Below are 18,370 nucleotides of genomic sequence, written 5' to 3'. Positions count from 1 at the left end.
CTCTCAGGTATTCCACTTCTGTGTTACATCGATTTAAAAGGCAACAACCATTTCTACATCAATGTGCCTTGAATTGAAAAACCTGAGAGACTCTGAACTGACCAGATATTTAATGGGATTGGTATAAAGTACTGCGTTATCACAAAATCAACTAATACTGAATAGTATGGAATATCGCTTTAACTGCATAAGTGCTAACATTACACTGCAGATATTGGACCGTTGTATAATACCAATTCCAATAATTATCTGGTTATTTAGCGGAAGCACATAATTAATGGAATTGGTATAAAGGATTATATGTCGTTAACACGTCAAAAAAACACACTGCTTAATTACATTTATATGCCAAAATATTATCGTTTATTAATGCATGCCTTCTTATTGATGTTTGTGAGCCCAGCGTTACCGCTAGCAGCACAAACAACTGAAGAGGAGCCAATAACGATAACTCTCGCGGCAGAAGACAGTTGGCCACCTTTTGCAGATGAAGTCGGCAATGGCATTTCCCATAAACTTATCCATCAAGCATTCAAACAAGTCGGTGTGAACGTTTCGACTATCGTTGTGCCCTATTCTCGCGGCTTAATTATGGCTGAACGAGGCTCTGTTGACGGCGTATTTAATGTTACGCGCGAACAAAGTACGATTGATCGCTTTGTGTTTGGCAATGAACCGCTTTTTAGCGTTACGGCTTCTTTTTTCTTTACTAAAGAACATCCCACCCTTGCCAATAATAAATGGCAAATTCCAACCAGAAGTATCATAGGCATCGTTAGCGGTTACGAATATGGTGACGAGTTCAACGCATTAGTAGAACAACGAAAACTGCATGTTATTAAGGTTAACAGCCAGCGTCAGCTAATCAATTTGTTACTAGTAGGTCGAATTGATACTGCAATTATGTATGATCTTGTCGCAGATGTTTATATTAAACAGATGGGAGTAAATGATGAAATCAACGCTCAATTTAACAACCATAAAAGTGAAATATTTGTTGCCTTTTCAAAACATAACCCACAAGCAACGCACCTTAGCAAATTACTTGATAAAGGACTGCTAACATTGCAAAAGCAAGGTAAGTATCAACAGCTGCTTCTACCTGCTAATGATTAACCCCCAAAAAAATAAGGTTGTCGCATAATGAGTCATTCCCCTGCTGAACCTCAATATAGTCCAGTGTACTCTTTCCCAGTACAAATTTATTATGAGGATACCGACTTTTCTGGTGTGGTTTATCATCCAAATTTTTTAAAGTATTTTGAACGAGCAAGGGAACATGTTATTGGTGCAGACATACTCCGCCAGCTTTGGTTACAACAACAATTAGGTTTTGCGGTATATCGCAGTGATATGCTATGCCACGATGGCGTTGAATTTGCTGACATTATCGACGTACGTACCCAATTCTATTTTGAGAGTAAGTACCGCACGGTATGGAAACAAGAAATATGGCGACCTAATGCAAAAAAACCTGCGGTTACAGCAACAATAGAAATGATTTGTATGAATCAGAAGCGCCAGTTGACCCCTATGCCAGCCACATTAATCAACCATTTATCTATTGGATTTTGAAGCGGCTGCGCTTCGTAAAGAGTCTTAAATCAACCTTGTAACTAATTTAAGGATATATTAATTGAGCGTAAATATGTTGAAACTCTTTGGCTGTAAATGGTTTAGCAAAGAAGTCACCTTGAATAGTATCTACGCCAAAATGAGTTAACACGTCTAATACAGACTTTGATTCTACCCCTTCAACTGTCACTTCAAAGCCCAAGTTTTTAGCCAGTTCAATGCTCGTTTTCACGATTTGCTTGGCTGACTCCGAGGTTTCAAATTCATCTAAAAAAGCTTTATCAATTTTAACCTCATCAACGGGAAGAAAGCGCAAATAAGCTAACGACGAATGCCCTGTGCCAAAGTCATCAATGGCCAATTTCACACCAATATCACGTAACTGCCTTAAGGTGACAATGGTTTGGTCGAGCGATTTCATTAATGCACTTTCGGTAATTTCAATCATGATGGATTCAGCTGGCACCAAATATTGAGATAACTTTGTAGCAACGTCAGCTGCCAAATTGGGGTTATCTAAATCCGTTGATGATAAATTTAAAGCCACATTAACGTAAATGCCCATATTGCGCCATTTTGCTTGTTGAGCGATGACTTTATCAAGTACCCAAGCACTTAACATATCAATCATTCCAGTTTGCTCAGCTAATGGAATAAACTCATTAGGCGAAATTAACCCTAAACCTTGGTGCTGCCAACGAATTAATGCTTCGACTTGTTTACATTGACCACTTTTAATATCCAATTTAGGTTGGAACACCATAAACAATTGATCTTGCTTTAATCCTTTAGGCAAACCATTAATAATCAGCAACTCTCTATACTGAGCTTTATCGTCATCTTGATCATAAAAAGCAATCGGCTGTTTCAGTGTTTTTGCCTTTTTCAGAGCTAAATCTAATCGACGCAGCATCAAACTGACATCTGCATGATGTTCGTTTAGGGACAATATTCCGAGCTTAATTTTAATACTAATAGGTTGTTGATCTATTTCAAATAAGGTTTGCAGCTCATTTTTTATTGCCAGTAGCTGCTCAGTGGTCAATGATTGATTAAAAAACAGCAAAAATTCATTACCATTCATACGGGCAATAAACTGTGCTTTGTTATTAAGGTTTTCTATACGCTTGGCAAAAGCCTTGAGCAGTTTGTCACCAAACAAAAAACCAAATAAATCATTTACAAAGCGAAATTGTCGAATGTCCACCAGCACCAACATACCTTCAGAAATAGGCATCCGAGAAAGCATCTTACGTTTAAAACCAACGCGATTAGCTAATCCCGTTAATTTATCTCGCTCACTATGAATAAAGCTTGATTGGTGCAAGCTATTGATAGCATTGGTGAGTGGCGTTAATTTTTTTGAAGGGGAATCAATATTAAATGAATCTTGATTAAGTAATTGTAGTTCAAGCGAGTGAGTTAATTGCTGAATAAATCTACCCTGACGCCAGTAAAGATATGCCAGAACGCACAATACAAGCGTGAGAATAAACAGCAGCGCCATTAACAAGTTATTCATTAGGATCATCATGTTACAGTTAGTTTTTATGTATTTACACACTTAAGAACAACATATTGAGAATTTGATAATTTTAGTATTCACCCAAATATCTACATCCATCCGCTTAAGTATCAACCTCACTATTCGTAACTTTGCTTAATTGAATGGTACATTTCAATAAACTCGTCACTGGCAAGATCTTCTGGGGTTACAGGTAAACCTCGCTCAGCAAAAACACCTAATCGTTCGTCTAATTCTCCACCCGCACGTAGTTCACCAGTATAGAATGCTGCAGAACGAATAAAATCGAGATACGTGACTTTTTCAGACATGTAATGTAAGTCAGCCCAACGTTCTACCACTTCCATGACTTCAGGCGCAAAATCCCAGGTTTTCAATACCGCACGACCGATTGGTCCTTGCATTTTACGAACTAAACTACGAAGTTCATCAATTCTACCGAATAGTTCAGGGTGAACTTCGGCTTCCGTTAATACAGGTAATGCACCAATATTGTGTACTAACCCAGCGAGCGTTAATGTATCGCGATCTAATTTTTTAGTCGGATGACGCTTGTTGTATATCTCGAGCATGGCACAGGATGAAGCGGTGACTTCAATTGAGGTGTTCCATACCTCATCCATTACCTCCCAAACCATTTCATTAGTCGAAATAAACAACTGTTCCATCGCCACTGACGTCGTAATTGATTTAATCTGTATCAAGCCAATACGACTAACCGCAGCATTGATACTCTCAGCTTTATTACCTCGAGAATATAAAGCACTGTTAGCCACTTTAATTATTCGAGCCGATATAGCGGCGTCTTGACCAATAATGTCGGCAACTTGCTTAAGACTAGAATCTTGACGAGATACGACTTCCTGAACACGCATAGCCACTTCTGGCAATGTTGGTAAAACTAAAGCATCATCTTTAAGCTTTTTTAATAGCCCAACCAAGAGTTGATGTTCCGTGGACATGAAGTCTCCATAATAAATAGCCAATAATCTTGAGATTATATACCCAAACTGATTACGTTTGCGATGACTCAACCCACTAGAGCTTAATTCATTATAGCTTTCAGTTCAGCTTTATCAGATAAAAAGATGTACGATACACAAAAATACAACCGACCTCACAAATACTAAGGCTATATTTGTCCCAGCTAATATCCTTAAGTAAGCTTTCCGCCCTTGAGTCATACAATGTTCAACTAGGTCGAGAAAAACCATGTTTAAACCTGAATTATTATCTCCCGCCGGCACTCTTAAAAATATGCGTTATGCTTTTGCCTATGGCGCCGATGCTGTTTACGCAGGCCAACCTCGTTACAGTCTACGAGTACGAAATAATGATTTTAAAATGGAAAATCTAGCCGCTGGTATTGAAGAAGCTCACACCCTCGGGAAAAAATTGTATGTAGTGAGTAATATTTCACCGCATAACGCCAAGCTAAAAACGTATATTAAAGACATGGCCCCCGTGATTGCGATGAAACCTGATGCTGTGATCATGTCAGATCCAGGATTAATTATGATGGTCCGCGAAGCATTTCCCGAGCAAGTGGTTCATTTATCGGTACAAGCCAATGCAATTAATTGGGCTTCTGTTAAATTTTGGCAACAACAAGGCATAAAACGAGTTATTTTATCTCGAGAATTATCTTTAGATGAAATTGAAGAGATCCGCCAACGTTGTCCTGACATTGAACTTGAAGTATTTGTGCATGGCGCATTATGCATGGCATATTCTGGCCGTTGTTTACTGTCGGGTTATATTAACAAACGCGACCCAAACCAAGGTACGTGCACGAATTCTTGTCGTTGGAAGTACGATGTGCATCAGGCAGAGCAAACCGATAGTGGCGATGTGATTGCCGTTGCGCCAGAGGTACAAATAGAAACACCAACATTAGGAATGGGACAACCCAGCAACGATATAGTATTGTTGCAAGAGGCTGGTCGTCCTGGTGAATACATGCCTGCATTTGAAGATGAGCATGGTACTTACATTATGAACTCCAAAGATTTACGAGCTATTCAACATGTGGACCGCTTAACAAAAATGGGCATTGACTCATTAAAAATAGAAGGGCGAACTAAATCTTTTTATTATGTTGCGCGTACAGCACAATTGTATCGTCAAGCGATTGAAGATGCCGCCTCAGGAAAAGACTTTGATCGCACACTGATGAACAACCTCGAGGGTTTAGCGCATCGCGGTTATACCGAAGGCTTTTTACGCCGTCACGTCCATGATGAATATCAAAACTATCAATATGGCCACTCTGTGAGTAATAGTCAGCAGTTTGTTGGTGAGTTTACAGGCAAACGTAACGAGCAAGGGCTGGCTGAAATTGATGTTAAAAATAAGTTCTCTGTTGGTGATAGCGTTGAAGTAATGACAACGGAAGGAAATTTTGTTATCACTATTGAGTCATTAGTGAATCGTAAAAATGAGCAAATCGATGCTGCACTGGGTTCTGGTCATTTTGTCTTTATGACTATTCCGCAAAATATCAATGTCGATAAAGCAATGCTAATGCGTAATTTACCAGAGGGCGTTGATACCAGAAACCCTCACCAGCAGGGCTAACTTGAGGTTTTTATGGCGTTAATTATTGACGATAGCTGTATCAATTGTGATATGTGCGAACCAGAATGCCCTAATGAGGCCATTACTATGGGCGAAGAGGTATATGAAATTGATCCTGCGTTATGCACCGAATGTGTAGGCCATTATGACAAACCAACTTGTGTATCAGTGTGCCCAATAGATTGTATCGACCCAGACCCAAAACATATCGAGTCACATGATACGTTATTAATAAAATACGCCACTCTCACGGGAAATGTGTAATGTGAGTTTTGTCATGGATAAGCGGCATAAGTTACGCAGTTTATCCATCAAGACTCGGCCTATTAATATTTGCTGATTAAATTTCGTTCGAGATGAAACGTGTTAATCGAGGCGAGTAGATTACAGCATAACAATCTAAGCTATTTTCACTTCGAAAGATGCTCTCAACAAAGAGTAACACGTTTTTAGCCTACCCCTTTTGGTAGCGTGTGTTGTTCATTTCTACTGCGTTATCGGCTTCTAATGTAGAATAACGACACGACAAAGCTGCAGTCTTATCACTCATATTAAAATAATGACCAACAATTCCCGGCAAAAACAACCTTGAAAGCTCAACAGGTGTTAAATTTAAATTAACTGTTCGTTTTTAATGTATGCAGTAGTTTCGCCATTTGCTCAATTGCCACTTGTGCAGGTTTAGGCAAATTATCTAATTCAATAGACAGCAATAAATTTTTAACTTCTAACCCTAACTCTGTATCCCCTTCTATACGTAATTTACGTTGAAAAAAGAGTGTGTCGGGGTCTTCTTTTCCTGCCGCGACTAAAATTAACTCAGGCACATTGGCACTTAAAGTCACATCAGGTGAAGTAAAAGCACGCACTTTGAGTTGTTGCGTAAAGCCGACTTCAAAACGTAAACCGATATCATCAACACAGATGCCTACCCACTTATTTTTTAAGAAGTCGAGTTCCTCTGACGTCATTTGTTCCGCCAGCACTAAGTTAAGTACTTTATTAATAGCGATAATTTTGAGGTTTTCCGGCACCAAATTTAGTGACTGACGGCTAACTTGTGGCGCAAAATGTAACAAGTGTTGCGATAATTGTTGTGTAAACGCTTGAGCCATCGAGAGTACCTACATGCAAATAGAACGAATAATCAAGAGAGTTTACTGGCAATTTATCTAACGAAACCTGTTTTAAATCAAATCATGTTAACTCAATCACATTTACACTCCTGTTCTTTGAAAAAAATGAGAACATCGACATGGAACTCTTATGCCCCGCGGGTAATTTAGCATCACTCAAAGCAGCACTTAATGCAGGTGCAGATGCGGTTTACCTCGGACTAAAAGATGATACTAATGCGCGTTCGTTTGCTGGTTTAAATTTTTCAGCTACACAACTGGTGCAGGCCACTAAACTCGCTCATAGCCAAGGACGAAAAGTATTCTTAACGCTTAATACCTTCCCTAAACCGGGACAAGAGCACCGCTGGTATCAGGCCGTTGATTTAGCCGCACAATTAGAAATGGATGCACTCATCGTGGCAGATTTATCATTACTCGATTATGCCCATCAAAATTACCCTCACCTCACATTGCATTTATCTGTGCAAGCCAGCGCAACAAATTTAGGGGCGTTGGCTTTTTATAAAGAGGCATTTAACATCGAACGAGCAGTCCTACCCAGAGTGCTGTCAATGAAACAAGTACGCGATTTGGCTAAAGTAAGCCCGGTCGAACTTGAGGTATTTGCCTTTGGCAGCTTATGTATCATGGCTGAGGGCCGGTGCCATTTATCATCCTATGTGACAGGACAATCGCCTAATACGGGCGGTTCGTGCTCGCCAGCCAACCATGTACGTTGGCAAGATGACGGTACTGATAAACTCACCAGGCTTAATAATGTGTTAATCGATAAAGCCGATGTGAGCCAGCAACTAGGTTACCCAGTCGTCTGTAAAGGCCGTTATATTGCAGAATACGATCATGATGCAAAATATTTACTGGAGTCACCCACCAGCTTAAACACATTAAGCTTACTGCCTGAACTCGCCCAAGCAGGGGTTAAATCACTTAAAATAGAAGGGCGCCAGCGCAGCCCTGCTTATGTTGCCCAAGTCACCCAAGTGTGGCGCAACGCTATCGACACTTATTTAGCCTGCCCTGAGTCTTTTTGCGAACAAGCCACATGGTCGCAAGCATTAGCGAAAGTATCCGAAGGACAAATCACAACATTGGGCGCTTACGAGCGTCAATGGCAATAAGGTTGTAGAATGAAAATATCTCTTGCTCCAATTAGCTATTGCTGGTCAAAACCTGACGTTGAACATTTCTATCAACAAGTTGCTCTAAGTGGTATCGATACTGTTTACCTAGGTGAAACCGTGTGTAGCCGTCGACGTGAAATGAAGTTTAACGACTATCTTGAGCTGGCAAACATGCTTAAGTCCCATGGAAAACATGTTGTGCTGTCAACAATGGCTCTCATCGAAGCCCAATCTGAACTCAACGAATTAAAGCGTGCTATTGATAATGGTGATTTCAGTATCGAAGCTAATGATATGGCTGCAGTGTATTATGCAAGCCAAGCTAAAGTCCCTTTCGTTTGTGGGCCAACAATTAATAATTACAACCGCACCAGTCTTGATTTATTGCACAAAAAAGGGATGTTTCGCTTTGTTATGCCTTGTGAATTATCACAACAATGGCTAAATAGTGTCATCCATCAGGGCAAAAAACCGACTTTTGAAATAGAAGTCTTCGGCCACGGTTATATGCCATTAGCACACTCTGCACGTTGCTTTACTGCAAAACACTATCGATTACCTAAAGATAAATGCCAAACCATTTGTCAACGCCACAACAAAGGCTTGCTTGCTCAAACCCAAGAGTCGCAACCCCTACTTCGTTTAAATGGCATCCAAACTCAATCTGCAGCGCAAATAAACTTGATTAACCAAATCCCCCAAATGATCAATATGGGGATTGATTACTGGCGTATATCGCCCAACAAATTAATGGATGTTACCCTAGGTTCAGATCTGGCCCATGCCTTAGAGCATGCCAAGGCAAATCCACTTAACAATGAGGCACTGTTTACAAAGCAGTTCCATGATTATAAATTAGCCGCTGCGACCAATAATAATTGCAACGGTTATTGGTTAGGATTGCCCGGCATGGACTATGCCGCCGAACATAATAATTAACAATCATTCAAAAGCCATTAATGAAATGACAATATCGTTAATCTATATCGATGCTCATTAATGGCATTTAATATTATTTCCTAAAAAACACCTTGAAAACATAATATTAACCATATGACTTAATTAGTATTATATTATATTTGCTATTATTTTCCTAAAGTAAATAACTACTCACATTTTACTAATATCTATTCGGTTAAGTTATCATTTTACATACTGTGAATAAGGGGGTAACCTTGCCTGCCAAAAAAACACAACTGAATGGACATTCAATCTCTGTCCATAATAAATCGTTGGATATCACAGCTATCTAACTTAAAGCACAAATGTAAGGTGTATTTAACGTGACACACAAAAAACATAGCATCAAAACAATTCTTACCTTTATAATTCCGTCACTGGTTGGCTTATTATTGTTTATGACGCCTATTAGCGTCGATGGGGCTATTACCATTCCAATAGCTATCATTTCTAAAGCATTGCAAAGCCAAATGGGCGGTTCGATTCAGCTTATCGTCACGTGCATTGTGGTATTTATGGCACTTGCTTCACTGTTCACTCAACTCCTTAACCCTAAATTTGTTCGCAAAAGCATTTTTTTACGGACCTTGTTGAAAGTCAATTTTTTCTGGCTAGCTGTACGGATATTAGGGGCAATCTTTATCGTCATGATTTACATGCAAGTTGGACCAGAAGCCATTACCTCATCGGCAACGGGTGGCTTGGTGCTGAATGATCTCGTTCCAGTGTTGTTTTCTGTGTTTATTTTTGCGGGCATGCTGCTACCGTTATTGCTTAATTTTGGTTTGCTGGAGTTTTTTGGCACCTTATTAACCAAAGTGATGCGACCAATATTTAATTTACCAGGGCGCAGTGCTATTGACTGCATGGCCTCTTGGCTGGGTGACGGTAGTGTGGGTATTTTAATGACCACAAAACAGTTCGAAACCCGTTTCTACACAGCACGTGAAGCGGCCGTAATTGGAACAACGTTCTCAGCCGTATCTATAACGTTCAGTCTAGTGGTGATATCGCAAGTCAAACTCGAACATTTGTTTGTGCCATTTTATCTCACCGTTTGCTTAGCCGGACTGGTTGCGGCAATCATCGTGCCTAAATTACCACCACTGTCATGGAAGAAGGACCTTTATATCGATGACACTCCTCGCCACGAAGATGACGAAACAATTCCAGCCAGTCATGGGGTGTTTTCGTGGGGATTTGATCAAGCAATGCAACGAGCATCTTCTGCAGGCGGAATTAAACATGTTCTCACAGAAGGGATTAAAAACGTTGTCGATATGATATTTGGTGTTATACCCGTTGTCATGGCTATTGGCACCGTGGCATTGGTATTAGCGGAACACACACCAATTTTTAATTACTTAGGTATGCCATTCATCCCCTTTTTAGAACTACTGCATATTCCAGAAGCCACAGAAGCTTCAAAAACCATCGTAGTGGGGTTTGCGGATATGTTTATTCCATCCATTTTAGCCAGCTCGATTGAATCTGACTTGACGCGATTTGTCATTGCAGCCTTATCGGTTACCCAACTTATTTATATGAGCGAAGTCGGTGCACTGCTCATTGGTAGTAAAATCCCCGTTAACTTTTTTGAGCTGTTCGTCATTTTTATCCTGCGAACACTCGTGACATTGCCAGTTATTGCATTAATGGGACACTTGCTGGTTTAGTCATAGCCAGCTAACTTTGCAACGCAATAAACCAAAGGAGCGCATTGTGCTCCTTTTTATCTTAAAAATTCCCTGCGTGGCTGAGATAAATCGAGTATGCTTAAGTGATTAACGCTGACTATATGTTGTTATAATAATGATGACTAAGGGTAAACCATGGACGATAGACGTAAATTTTCTCGTATCTTATTTGCAGCCAGTGCTTACCTTGTACAAGCAGAGAAAACATGGCAAACAAAAATTTTAGATTTAAGCCTCAATGGCGCCTTAGTAGAAAAACCGGCTGATTACAACGAGCAGCAAGATAGCATGTTAACACTAAAGTTTATGCTGGCGGACTCAGCTATTGAATTAACAATGGAAACTGAAATTGTGCATAAAACGCCTGAACATCTTGGCTTAAAGTGTACCCATATTGATGTTGACAGTATTACCCACCTGCGCAGAATTATTGAATTAAATATGGGTGATGCCCAGCTATTAAACCGTGAACTTACGTTTTTAATCGCGCCATAACGTATAACAAGCAACGAATTAATCACTTCGAGCTAACAGAAAAAGGTAAATCAACGATTTACCTTTTTTCATGTGAGCCGTTAGCACAATAGAGGATTAATGAATAAGCTCAAGTAACTCATGAATAGTTTTTACCGGAGTGATTTTTGCGCCTAATCCTTCCATGGTTTTATGATAATTCCGAAATGGAATAAAAATCTCCGTAAACCCATGCTGTGCAGCTTCTTTTACCCTAGGGACACCACTATCTATCGGACGAACATCACCGTTCAAACTTAACTCACCCATAATGCATGTGGTTCTTGGCACTACAAAGTCATTTAAACTGCTCAATAATGCCGTGACAAGCGCTAAATCAATACAGGTTTCTGATTCATCAATTTTTAAACCGCCCACAATATTAAAAAACGTATCATGGAATATTTTGGTTTTTGTATGCTTACGTAAAATCCCTGTTAACATTTTAATGCGGTTCATGTTTAGTCCCACACACACTCGCTGTGGAAACTCAGATTCTGTTTCAGTTGTTAGGCACTGTATTTCTAACAGTAAATTGCGATTCCCTTTGCGAATACAAGTAATCGTCGAACCTGGCGATTCTGTAGTTGAGCCCGACAAGAAGATTTCACTGGGGTTATCCACGCTGAGCATCCCCCGCTCGCTCATTCTGAATATACCCACGGTATCCACATCACCAAAACGGTTTTTATTGGCACGTAGAGTGCGAATTTGACCATCATTAGTGTCAATATGTAGCAACGAATCCACAATATGGACTAAGGTTTGCGGGCCAGCAATTTCATTATTTTTATTTACATGAGCAATAATAAACATAGTCACGTTATTTTTTTTACAGTATTGGGTAAATGCTTGTGCAGCGGTTTTAACTTGCGACGGCGACCCAGGACTCCCATTTGCAGCATCTGTAACGACTGCTTGAATAGAATCGATCACCGCAAACTTAATTTGCTTAGCCTCTAATTCTTCAATAATCGCTTCAACACTGGTTTCTGACAATAAATATAGGTTATCTTCGTTATAGTTAAGCTTTAAACGATTAACACGATTCTTAAATTGGGATAATGACTCTTCTGCAGTACAGTACAACGAAGCCATCGATTGTGACATTCGCGCAACTAAATCAGATAACAAGGTTGTTTTACCTGCACCAGGATCACCAGAAATGATATTGACAGAGCCAGTGGTTAAACCACCACTTAATACTCTATCTAATTCTCCTATGTCGGTCAGTCTTTTTTCTGCTTCCACAGATTCAACTTCACTGAGTTTTTTGGCACCACCACCTGCAGCACCTGCATAACCTAAAACGGATGAGCGCGAAGTAGCATTTTTTGATGCCGACAACTTCATTTCGACTAATGAATTCCATGCACCACAACGACATTGCCCCTGCCAACGCGGGTAATCGAGGCCACAATCGTCACATACAAATGCCATTTTTGGAGCTTTGGCCATGTTCAATCCCATCTTGTAAATTAATTTAGATATTATAATTCAAACTACTCGGTGTAAAAATGGCCAAAAGTTAAAGAAAAAAACTTATCACTGTACAAAATGACTATTGGTAAAACAAAAATGACGGTTTACACACCCTATGCTCACAACAATAATAACAGTGTTCTTTAATCAGAGTCTTGCCAACGGTTAAAATCTTGTTCACACTCATATAAATAAGTTATAAATTAACAATGAATAACAATAAATGGATAAGTTCTTAATCAATATTGCCTTATCCATAACACACCATGTTAATCTGAGTTATGCTGCAATTCATAAACATATCATTTCAGCATAGTTTACTAACAACACAGAAATGTCTAATGCAATAAAGATCAACGCTTTCTTGCCGATGACATTATCAGCCTAACTCACAATAAGCATTTAAAACGACATAATAATGAGTTTAGAAAATCACAGTGCATTAATTGAACAACTCAAGCCTCTGCTCATGGAGCCTGATTTTCAGGACATTTTCGAACAGTTGACAGTTGACGAATCAAATTCAACTCGTTTTCTGCTGAAAATGGAATTGAGCCGTATCTCAGCACTATGCACGCGTATTATTGATTTACGAGATAAAACAGAACTGCCATGTGAAGAGGTCCTTATCGCTGGTCAAAGGCACTTTCTAGACGAACCCGCTAAAGAAGCTTTACTACAAGCACTGCCATTATACCGTAATAAATATACTCTTGGAGTATATGAGCATGTGATAAAAAAACATAAGTTACGCCGCCTAAAACTAAGAGAGAATCTCACGGCAGACGTCATTACCGAAAACAATCCACTCATTGTTCCTGGTGTTGTATTAGGCAGTTATTTTAATCGCTGCGAAGAACGAATGAACTATAGCATTCGCATTATGGTTTCTCAGGAAGGGAACTCAGAAATTAATGGCGTAACGCTTGATTTATCCGTCGGCGGAGCGCGTATTAAGTTGCCATTAAAACATCAATTAGACCAAGATAAGCCTTTACGAGTAAAGCTATTAGAACTCAGTGATGAATTTTATCTAGACGACTTGCACCAAGGCGTAGACTATCAAATAGTCGATATACAAAACAAAGATGGTAGTGCCGTATTTAGGTTAAAAAGACTTGGCGGTGGGGAGGCATTAGACCGTTTATTATCCCAGCTTATCCGCGGTTATAAATTCCGTTATAAAGTCGATGTTAACGATGTCATTGTTACTGCTACAGGATTAGGCTACGAGCGTCATTACTTACCTCTACTGACACATTTACCGCTTTTCGTTTCTATGGTTGACGGTAAACCACAGGTAACTTACGAATTATTGGGCAGAGGCAACCAACCTATCCAGCATTATTTTCAAGATGAAAATGAAGTAAACCAATTGCCCAGTTTCATTAATAGCAGACGGTTAACCCAATTAATCAAGTATCCTGACAATAGTGAACACAGTTACTTATTCAGCTTTATTCATAACACCAATGGTAAATTACATTTTTACTCTGCCACGTTTGCGGAGCTAAAAGCGACTAAAAACATTCATTTATTCTTAGGTTTTGCCTCAACAAAAACCAGTTGGCGAGTGTTTAAAGTGGTCACTCAAAAGATAGATCATAGCAAAAACTATAAGACCTCAACGTTACCGGGTGATGATGCTCGTTATTCTTCCCTGACCGAGCCACAATTAGCTCAATTTAGTCATACATTGCAATTAATTGATTTAACCAACGAAGACGCCCGTAAAGATTACCAACACTGGTTTGATCAATCTGATGTCAATGGTTTAAAAATTTTTGCTCAAGCAAAAGTTAAGCAGCACAGCATCAAAAAAGTCTCTATGCCATTTAGTGAGCGCAGGCATGAAGCGCGTTTTGCCTACAAAACCTTAATAACCGTCAAACAAGGTGATAAACAAGCCTCAGGCATCACCCATGATATTTCGAGTCGCGGATTACAAGTTATTTTAGAAAAGTCAGCTAACTTCAATGAACCTGGGGGGGTGACGCTATCATTTCCACGCCTTCAAGCCGCTGCCGGGAAAACAAACTTATCTAACTTACCTTATCAATTGATTCGCAGCAGAATGAAAGGCCAGACATTACACTTAAGTGCCGTTATTGGTCACTCACCACATGACGGTGTAGAGTTTTTAAATAAATTAATTACTCACAATAAACAAAAACTAGAGCAATTATCTGATAACGAAGGCCAGAAAAAAGAACTGGCAGACGGAATGAAAAATCTGTTGATGCGTCAATTACCAGGCGTGCCTTATTTTATTGAAAGAACAGCCAAGTCAGCACAAATGGCATATATAGGAATAGGCACAACAACAGACGAAATAAGCCATTTGTTTGCTCAAGACAGTGATAAAGTTCTCGAATACAACTTAAAGCCGTTACTAGAAAACAATGTATTAAAACAACAAATTATAGATCCTATTAAATTGATGAAACCGAATTCTAATATGGTCTTTTTTGAAGTGTTTATAAAACTTACTCGTCTTCCTAGAGGTGCAATAGATATCCAATGCAAGCTCAAATCGGAACTGGGTAATAGAGAGCAACAAATAGAGTTTATTACTCAAAGTAAGAAAACAGGCCGCTTCATGGCTTTAAGAGTCTACCTTGGAGCAACCAGTAAACCTGATATGAGTTACATTAGGCGCGAGCTAGAATATATACATATCCATGCTGTTCATCGAGCCAAACAGCTAGAAGATCAATTGTGGAGAGTGATTGGTGCAGGTGAGTTACTCGACATTACCACCGAGGTTGAATTCCGCTTCCCAAGCGTAATGGCGCAGAACAAACTCTCCTCAAAGTGATAAATACCATTGTTTAATCTGTATAAAATGATCCTGTTCCGCATGTCGATGCGTCAACATACCAGCATGATCATAATCGATTAAATACCCTTGTTCTTTGCTAAGTAATGTATATTTCACTTGAGTAAAACCACATTCATCTATCATATCTTGCACATCAGATGGATTACCTAGTACATGATCATTTTTACCAGCGATAAACCATGTTGGAGGCCAAACGGCTTTAACTGCGGCTTTTGCATAGTGAAAATTATCATCATGGTCAACCCAATCACCTTTAACCCAATCAATGGTTTGTAATAAAGACGATCGACTTTCATTATCCATGCCAACACGAAATCGACAAGCATCAAAATATCCCTGTTTTGCAGTACAAAATGGTGCAAAATGGTTCCAGAAAAAATCGACCATCAACCATTTTTTAAACGACTTCACCTTAATAGTGCGTTTAGAGCCAAAAGTTAATAATGATGCGACACTGGATTGTAATTGATGATATCGAGCTAAACTACTGGCCATTAATACCCCGCCCCATGAATGAGCACACCAATGAACTTGGTTCACCAATGGATGACGTTGTAAAATAAATTGCTGTACTAAAGGCAACTGCTCGCGGATCACTTCGCCTTGCCCTAAAGTAAACTCTTTATGAATCTTAGGTTCGCTTAATCCCCTTCCTGCTGTATCCATTACATATACATCAAATCCAGCTTTTGCCAAAAAACAGCCTAAACCACGACCAGATTCACTGTAAAAAACCCTGCCATTAGACATCGCACCATGCAACATCAAAATGGGGATCCCCAGAGGTACTGAAGTTGTAGGTCGAATATGCCGAAGGTGTAATTTACCGTCACGGTATGGAATAAACAGGGAGTGTTGAAGTATGTCGATAGTCAAAATAGGCAGCGATATTAATAGTCAATGACATAAAACTAACATGACTGCCGTGAAATACAATCAGAATAGAGTAATAATACTAAATTCATCTTATTCGGGACGGTAAACCACACAACTTTACAACTGTAGACAAAAAACTAACGCACGTAAGTCGACATGTTGTATTGATGCATCTGCTGCTGCGACCAATTTAGGTTTTGCATGAAATGCCAAGCCTAAGTCTGCAGCCTGGATCATCGGAATATCATTAGCACCATCACCAATCGCTACCCGTTGGCCTGATGCGATAGACCATTTTTTAGCGCACAAATTCACTACGTTAGCTTTAAATTGAGCATCGACGACATCACCTGTCACTTCACCACTAAGCTTACCATCAACAATCACCAGTTCATTGGCAAACGCTGCGTCTAAATTCAGCAATGTCTTTAAATGGCCTACAAATGGTGTAAAGCCACCTGATGCGACGACTAACTTCCATTGATGCAATTTTAATTCTGCTAACATCGACTCAAGGCCTGGCATTAATGGTAATGAGTCACATAATTGTTGAATAATAACCGCATCAGCACCCGCAAGTTTACTAACGCGTTGCCTTAATGATTGTTCAAAATCCAATTCCCCACGCATAGCACTTGCCGTAACGGCAGCCACTTCTTCACCCACACCTGCCATCGTTGCGAGCTCATCAATACATTCAATCTCAATCGCTGTAGAATCCATATCCATGACAAGTAAACCTGGTTGATTGAGGCGTGCTAAGGGTTGTTGAATGAGCACTATTTCAGCGGGAATATTCTGTGGAAATGATGCGATCAATTCATCATTCGCGGTTTGAGCCGACAATTCAAAACCGAGTAAATCATTATTCCTGTCAAGCTTTGCAATATGAACATCGCTTGTTATTGAACATAACCAAGACTCAATCTCAAAAGAACACTCAGCACTAAAGATAACCCGACAACGATATGGCAAATGAGATTGCATATTGTGTAAATAGTCTGACTCTTGATAACGATATAACATACAGTCTAGATGTTGATATTTATCACAATTAGCTGAAAATATGAAGTTTAGTAAAACATTACCATGTTGTTCCTGCATCAATGCTACCTCTTAGTGTGTTACGACTATCTACTGACAAATTTTTCGATTAGTATAGCTTTTTGATGATTCTCTGTAATTGGATTACCACTGAAGGGCTGTCAGCGAAAATGCCCCAAAAAACAACTTCCAATTAAATAGAAAAAACACTGAGGATTAAAGTGATTTTTGTTAAAGGTCTTAAGAAAAGGCAAAAATTCAGCAGAATTGTGCAAATCGTTGTGGCAATCGCACTGATATTCGGTTTAATACATTTGTGGCAGTCGAGCTTACGTAATGGTCAAAAATTACTAAACTCACAAACAAAAGTGATGGCAAGACTGTTAGCGCAACAAGCGGCTAACGGTGCTGCTCCAGCAATGTATTTACAAAATGATGAACAATTACAATGGTTGGCTTCTGCTCTTGCGGCTGACCCTAAAGTCATGTCCGTCAATATCTACAATTCGCAGGGTGTAAGGCTGGCATTTGCCCAAAGTGTGTCATTTGAGCCGTTAGAGGCTGATTCAGAGGCATTAAAAGGTTTATTAAAGCCCTATCCACCATTGATAGAAAATGTCATCCAAGATGACAACAACCTTGGTTATGTTGAAGTTCGCTTAAATCTCGATATATTTTTTGATGAGATAAAAATCTTACACGAGCAAAATATGGAATTGCAGCAAATGATGCTAATCGTTGCTGGTTTTATTGGCCTACTGCTATCACGAGCATTGTCATTTAAGCGCGCTGATTTTGATCGTCGAAAGACTCGGGCCAAACTGCGAAAAAAACCAAAAAGAATTGCACTATCAACAGCAAAAAACCAAATCAAAGCCCAAAAAGAAGACTCGTAATACCAATCCTATTAAATATGTGATCTTTCAGCGGGAGTTCAAAGTGCTGTAGGCAAGGCAGATGATTGAAGCGAATAGTGATCCTCGGTAACAAGCTCCTGCGTTACTCTACCTCCAGTATCT

Annotated in this window: 16 protein-coding genes; 10 read left to right on the top strand and 6 right to left on the bottom strand. The window is 39.5% G+C overall.

The window, feature by feature from the left end:
• Positions 1-345 precede the first annotated feature (345 nt).
• Both ACWXWT_RS15395 and ACWXWT_RS15390 read left to right on the top strand, forming a co-directional pair.
• Positions 346-1,116: a substrate-binding periplasmic protein gene (locus tag ACWXWT_RS15395; protein ID WP_456042461.1), complete on the top strand. Its 771-nt coding sequence runs from the start codon at positions 346-348 to the stop codon at positions 1,114-1,116.
• A 27-nt stretch (positions 1,117-1,143) separates the two neighbouring features.
• Complete coding sequence (locus tag ACWXWT_RS15390; protein ID WP_456042458.1) at positions 1,144-1,575, top strand: acyl-CoA thioesterase; 432 nt, start codon at positions 1,144-1,146, stop codon at positions 1,573-1,575.
• Positions 1,576-1,621: 46 nt separating this feature from the next.
• Here ACWXWT_RS15390 and ACWXWT_RS15385 read toward each other — a convergent pair whose 3' ends face one another.
• Positions 1,622-3,106, bottom strand: coding sequence for a putative bifunctional diguanylate cyclase/phosphodiesterase (locus tag ACWXWT_RS15385; protein ID WP_456042460.1), 1,485 nt, complete (start codon positions 3,104-3,106; stop codon positions 1,622-1,624).
• Positions 3,107-3,219: 113 nt separating this feature from the next.
• On the bottom strand, positions 3,220-4,062 hold the full coding sequence (locus ACWXWT_RS15380; RefSeq protein WP_456042457.1) for an HDOD domain-containing protein: 843 nt from the start codon (positions 4,060-4,062) through the stop codon (positions 3,220-3,222).
• Between the two features lie 250 nt (positions 4,063-4,312).
• Between ACWXWT_RS15380 and trhP the strand changes: the two genes are divergently transcribed.
• Positions 4,313-5,677, top strand: a complete 1,365-nt coding sequence (gene trhP, locus ACWXWT_RS15375) for a prephenate-dependent tRNA uridine(34) hydroxylase TrhP (protein ID WP_456042456.1) — start codon at positions 4,313-4,315, stop codon at positions 5,675-5,677.
• 12 nt (positions 5,678-5,689) lie between these two features.
• Complete coding sequence (locus tag ACWXWT_RS15370) at positions 5,690-5,941, top strand: YfhL family 4Fe-4S dicluster ferredoxin (RefSeq protein ID WP_456042455.1); 252 nt, start codon at positions 5,690-5,692, stop codon at positions 5,939-5,941.
• A gap of 353 nt (positions 5,942-6,294) precedes the next feature.
• Here the strand turns inward: ACWXWT_RS15370 and ubiT are convergent, their stop codons facing one another.
• Entirely contained in the window at positions 6,295-6,792 is a 498-nt protein-coding gene (gene ubiT, locus ACWXWT_RS15365; protein WP_456042454.1) for a ubiquinone anaerobic biosynthesis accessory factor UbiT, read from the bottom strand.
• A 140-nt stretch (positions 6,793-6,932) separates the two neighbouring features.
• Here ubiT and ubiU point away from each other — a divergent pair, with 140 nt between their 5' ends.
• The 4 genes from ubiU (at position 6,933) to ACWXWT_RS15345 (ending at position 11,089) form a co-directional block, all read left to right on the top strand.
• Positions 6,933-7,934, top strand: coding sequence for a ubiquinone anaerobic biosynthesis protein UbiU (gene ubiU, locus ACWXWT_RS15360; RefSeq protein ID WP_456042453.1), 1,002 nt, complete (start codon positions 6,933-6,935; stop codon positions 7,932-7,934).
• 9 nt (positions 7,935-7,943) lie between these two features.
• On the top strand, positions 7,944-8,876 hold the full coding sequence (locus ACWXWT_RS15355) for a U32 family peptidase (protein WP_456042452.1): 933 nt from the start codon (positions 7,944-7,946) through the stop codon (positions 8,874-8,876).
• A 419-nt stretch (positions 8,877-9,295) separates the two neighbouring features.
• Positions 9,296-10,573 carry a YjiH family protein gene (locus ACWXWT_RS15350; protein WP_456042459.1) on the top strand — a complete coding sequence of 426 codons (1,278 nt, stop codon included), beginning with the start codon at positions 9,296-9,298 and terminating at the stop codon, positions 10,571-10,573.
• Between the two features lie 156 nt (positions 10,574-10,729).
• Positions 10,730-11,089 carry a PilZ domain-containing protein gene (locus ACWXWT_RS15345; protein ID WP_456042451.1) on the top strand — a complete coding sequence of 120 codons (360 nt, stop codon included), beginning with the start codon at positions 10,730-10,732 and terminating at the stop codon, positions 11,087-11,089.
• Between the two features lie 96 nt (positions 11,090-11,185).
• On the opposite strand, the gene radA is transcribed toward ACWXWT_RS15345, so the two are convergent.
• The gene (gene radA, locus ACWXWT_RS15340) at positions 11,186-12,565 is read right to left on the bottom strand and encodes a DNA repair protein RadA (protein WP_456042450.1); all 1,380 of its coding nucleotides are present in this window, start codon (positions 12,563-12,565) and stop codon (positions 11,186-11,188) included.
• A 442-nt stretch (positions 12,566-13,007) separates the two neighbouring features.
• Here radA and ACWXWT_RS15335 point away from each other — a divergent pair, with 442 nt between their 5' ends.
• The gene (locus ACWXWT_RS15335) at positions 13,008-15,407 is read left to right on the top strand and encodes a PilZ domain-containing protein (RefSeq protein WP_456042449.1); all 2,400 of its coding nucleotides are present in this window, start codon (positions 13,008-13,010) and stop codon (positions 15,405-15,407) included.
• Here ACWXWT_RS15335 and ACWXWT_RS15330 read toward each other — a convergent pair.
• Together ACWXWT_RS15330 and serB are read right to left on the bottom strand one after the other, a co-directional pair.
• Positions 15,399-16,307 carry an alpha/beta fold hydrolase gene (locus tag ACWXWT_RS15330; RefSeq protein ID WP_456042448.1) on the bottom strand — a complete coding sequence of 303 codons (909 nt, stop codon included), beginning with the start codon at positions 16,305-16,307 and terminating at the stop codon, positions 15,399-15,401. The genes ACWXWT_RS15335 and ACWXWT_RS15330 overlap by 9 nt on opposite strands.
• 117 nt (positions 16,308-16,424) lie before the next feature.
• Positions 16,425-17,411 (bottom strand): phosphoserine phosphatase SerB, encoded by a 987-nt coding sequence (gene serB / locus ACWXWT_RS15325; RefSeq protein ID WP_456042447.1) that lies wholly within the window; start codon positions 17,409-17,411, stop codon positions 16,425-16,427.
• Between the two features lie 161 nt (positions 17,412-17,572).
• Here serB and ACWXWT_RS15320 point away from each other — a divergent pair, with 161 nt between their 5' ends.
• Positions 17,573-18,247 (top strand): AhpA/YtjB family protein, encoded by a 675-nt coding sequence (locus ACWXWT_RS15320; RefSeq protein WP_456042446.1) that lies wholly within the window; start codon positions 17,573-17,575, stop codon positions 18,245-18,247.
• The last annotated feature ends 123 nt before the right edge of the window (positions 18,248-18,370 follow it).

Source organism: Shewanella sp. A22 (assembly GCF_053850585.1).
The sequence above is the reverse complement of the archived record's forward strand: the minus strand, read 5'-3'. Positions and strand labels throughout refer to the sequence as shown.

Coding starts and splice junctions, on each gene's coding strand:
- ACWXWT_RS15395 (WP_456042461.1), top strand. CDS start 346: ATGCCAAAATATTATCGTTTATTAATGCATGCCTTCTTATTGATGTTT.
- ACWXWT_RS15390 (WP_456042458.1), top strand. CDS start 1,144: ATGAGTCATTCCCCTGCTGAACCTCAATATAGTCCAGTGTACTCTTTC.
- ACWXWT_RS15385 (WP_456042460.1), bottom strand. CDS start 3,106: ATGATCCTAATGAATAACTTGTTAATGGCGCTGCTGTTTATTCTCACG.
- ACWXWT_RS15380 (WP_456042457.1), bottom strand. CDS start 4,062: ATGTCCACGGAACATCAACTCTTGGTTGGGCTATTAAAAAAGCTTAAA.
- trhP (WP_456042456.1), top strand. CDS start 4,313: ATGTTTAAACCTGAATTATTATCTCCCGCCGGCACTCTTAAAAATATG.
- ACWXWT_RS15370 (WP_456042455.1), top strand. CDS start 5,690: ATGGCGTTAATTATTGACGATAGCTGTATCAATTGTGATATGTGCGAA.
- ubiT (WP_456042454.1), bottom strand. CDS start 6,792: ATGGCTCAAGCGTTTACACAACAATTATCGCAACACTTGTTACATTTT.
- ubiU (WP_456042453.1), top strand. CDS start 6,933: ATGGAACTCTTATGCCCCGCGGGTAATTTAGCATCACTCAAAGCAGCA.
- ACWXWT_RS15355 (WP_456042452.1), top strand. CDS start 7,944: ATGAAAATATCTCTTGCTCCAATTAGCTATTGCTGGTCAAAACCTGAC.
- ACWXWT_RS15350 (WP_456042459.1), top strand. CDS start 9,296: ATGACGCCTATTAGCGTCGATGGGGCTATTACCATTCCAATAGCTATC.
- ACWXWT_RS15345 (WP_456042451.1), top strand. CDS start 10,730: ATGGACGATAGACGTAAATTTTCTCGTATCTTATTTGCAGCCAGTGCT.
- radA (WP_456042450.1), bottom strand. CDS start 12,565: ATGGCCAAAGCTCCAAAAATGGCATTTGTATGTGACGATTGTGGCCTC.
- ACWXWT_RS15335 (WP_456042449.1), top strand. CDS start 13,008: ATGAGTTTAGAAAATCACAGTGCATTAATTGAACAACTCAAGCCTCTG.
- serB (WP_456042447.1), bottom strand. CDS start 17,411: ATGCAGGAACAACATGGTAATGTTTTACTAAACTTCATATTTTCAGCT.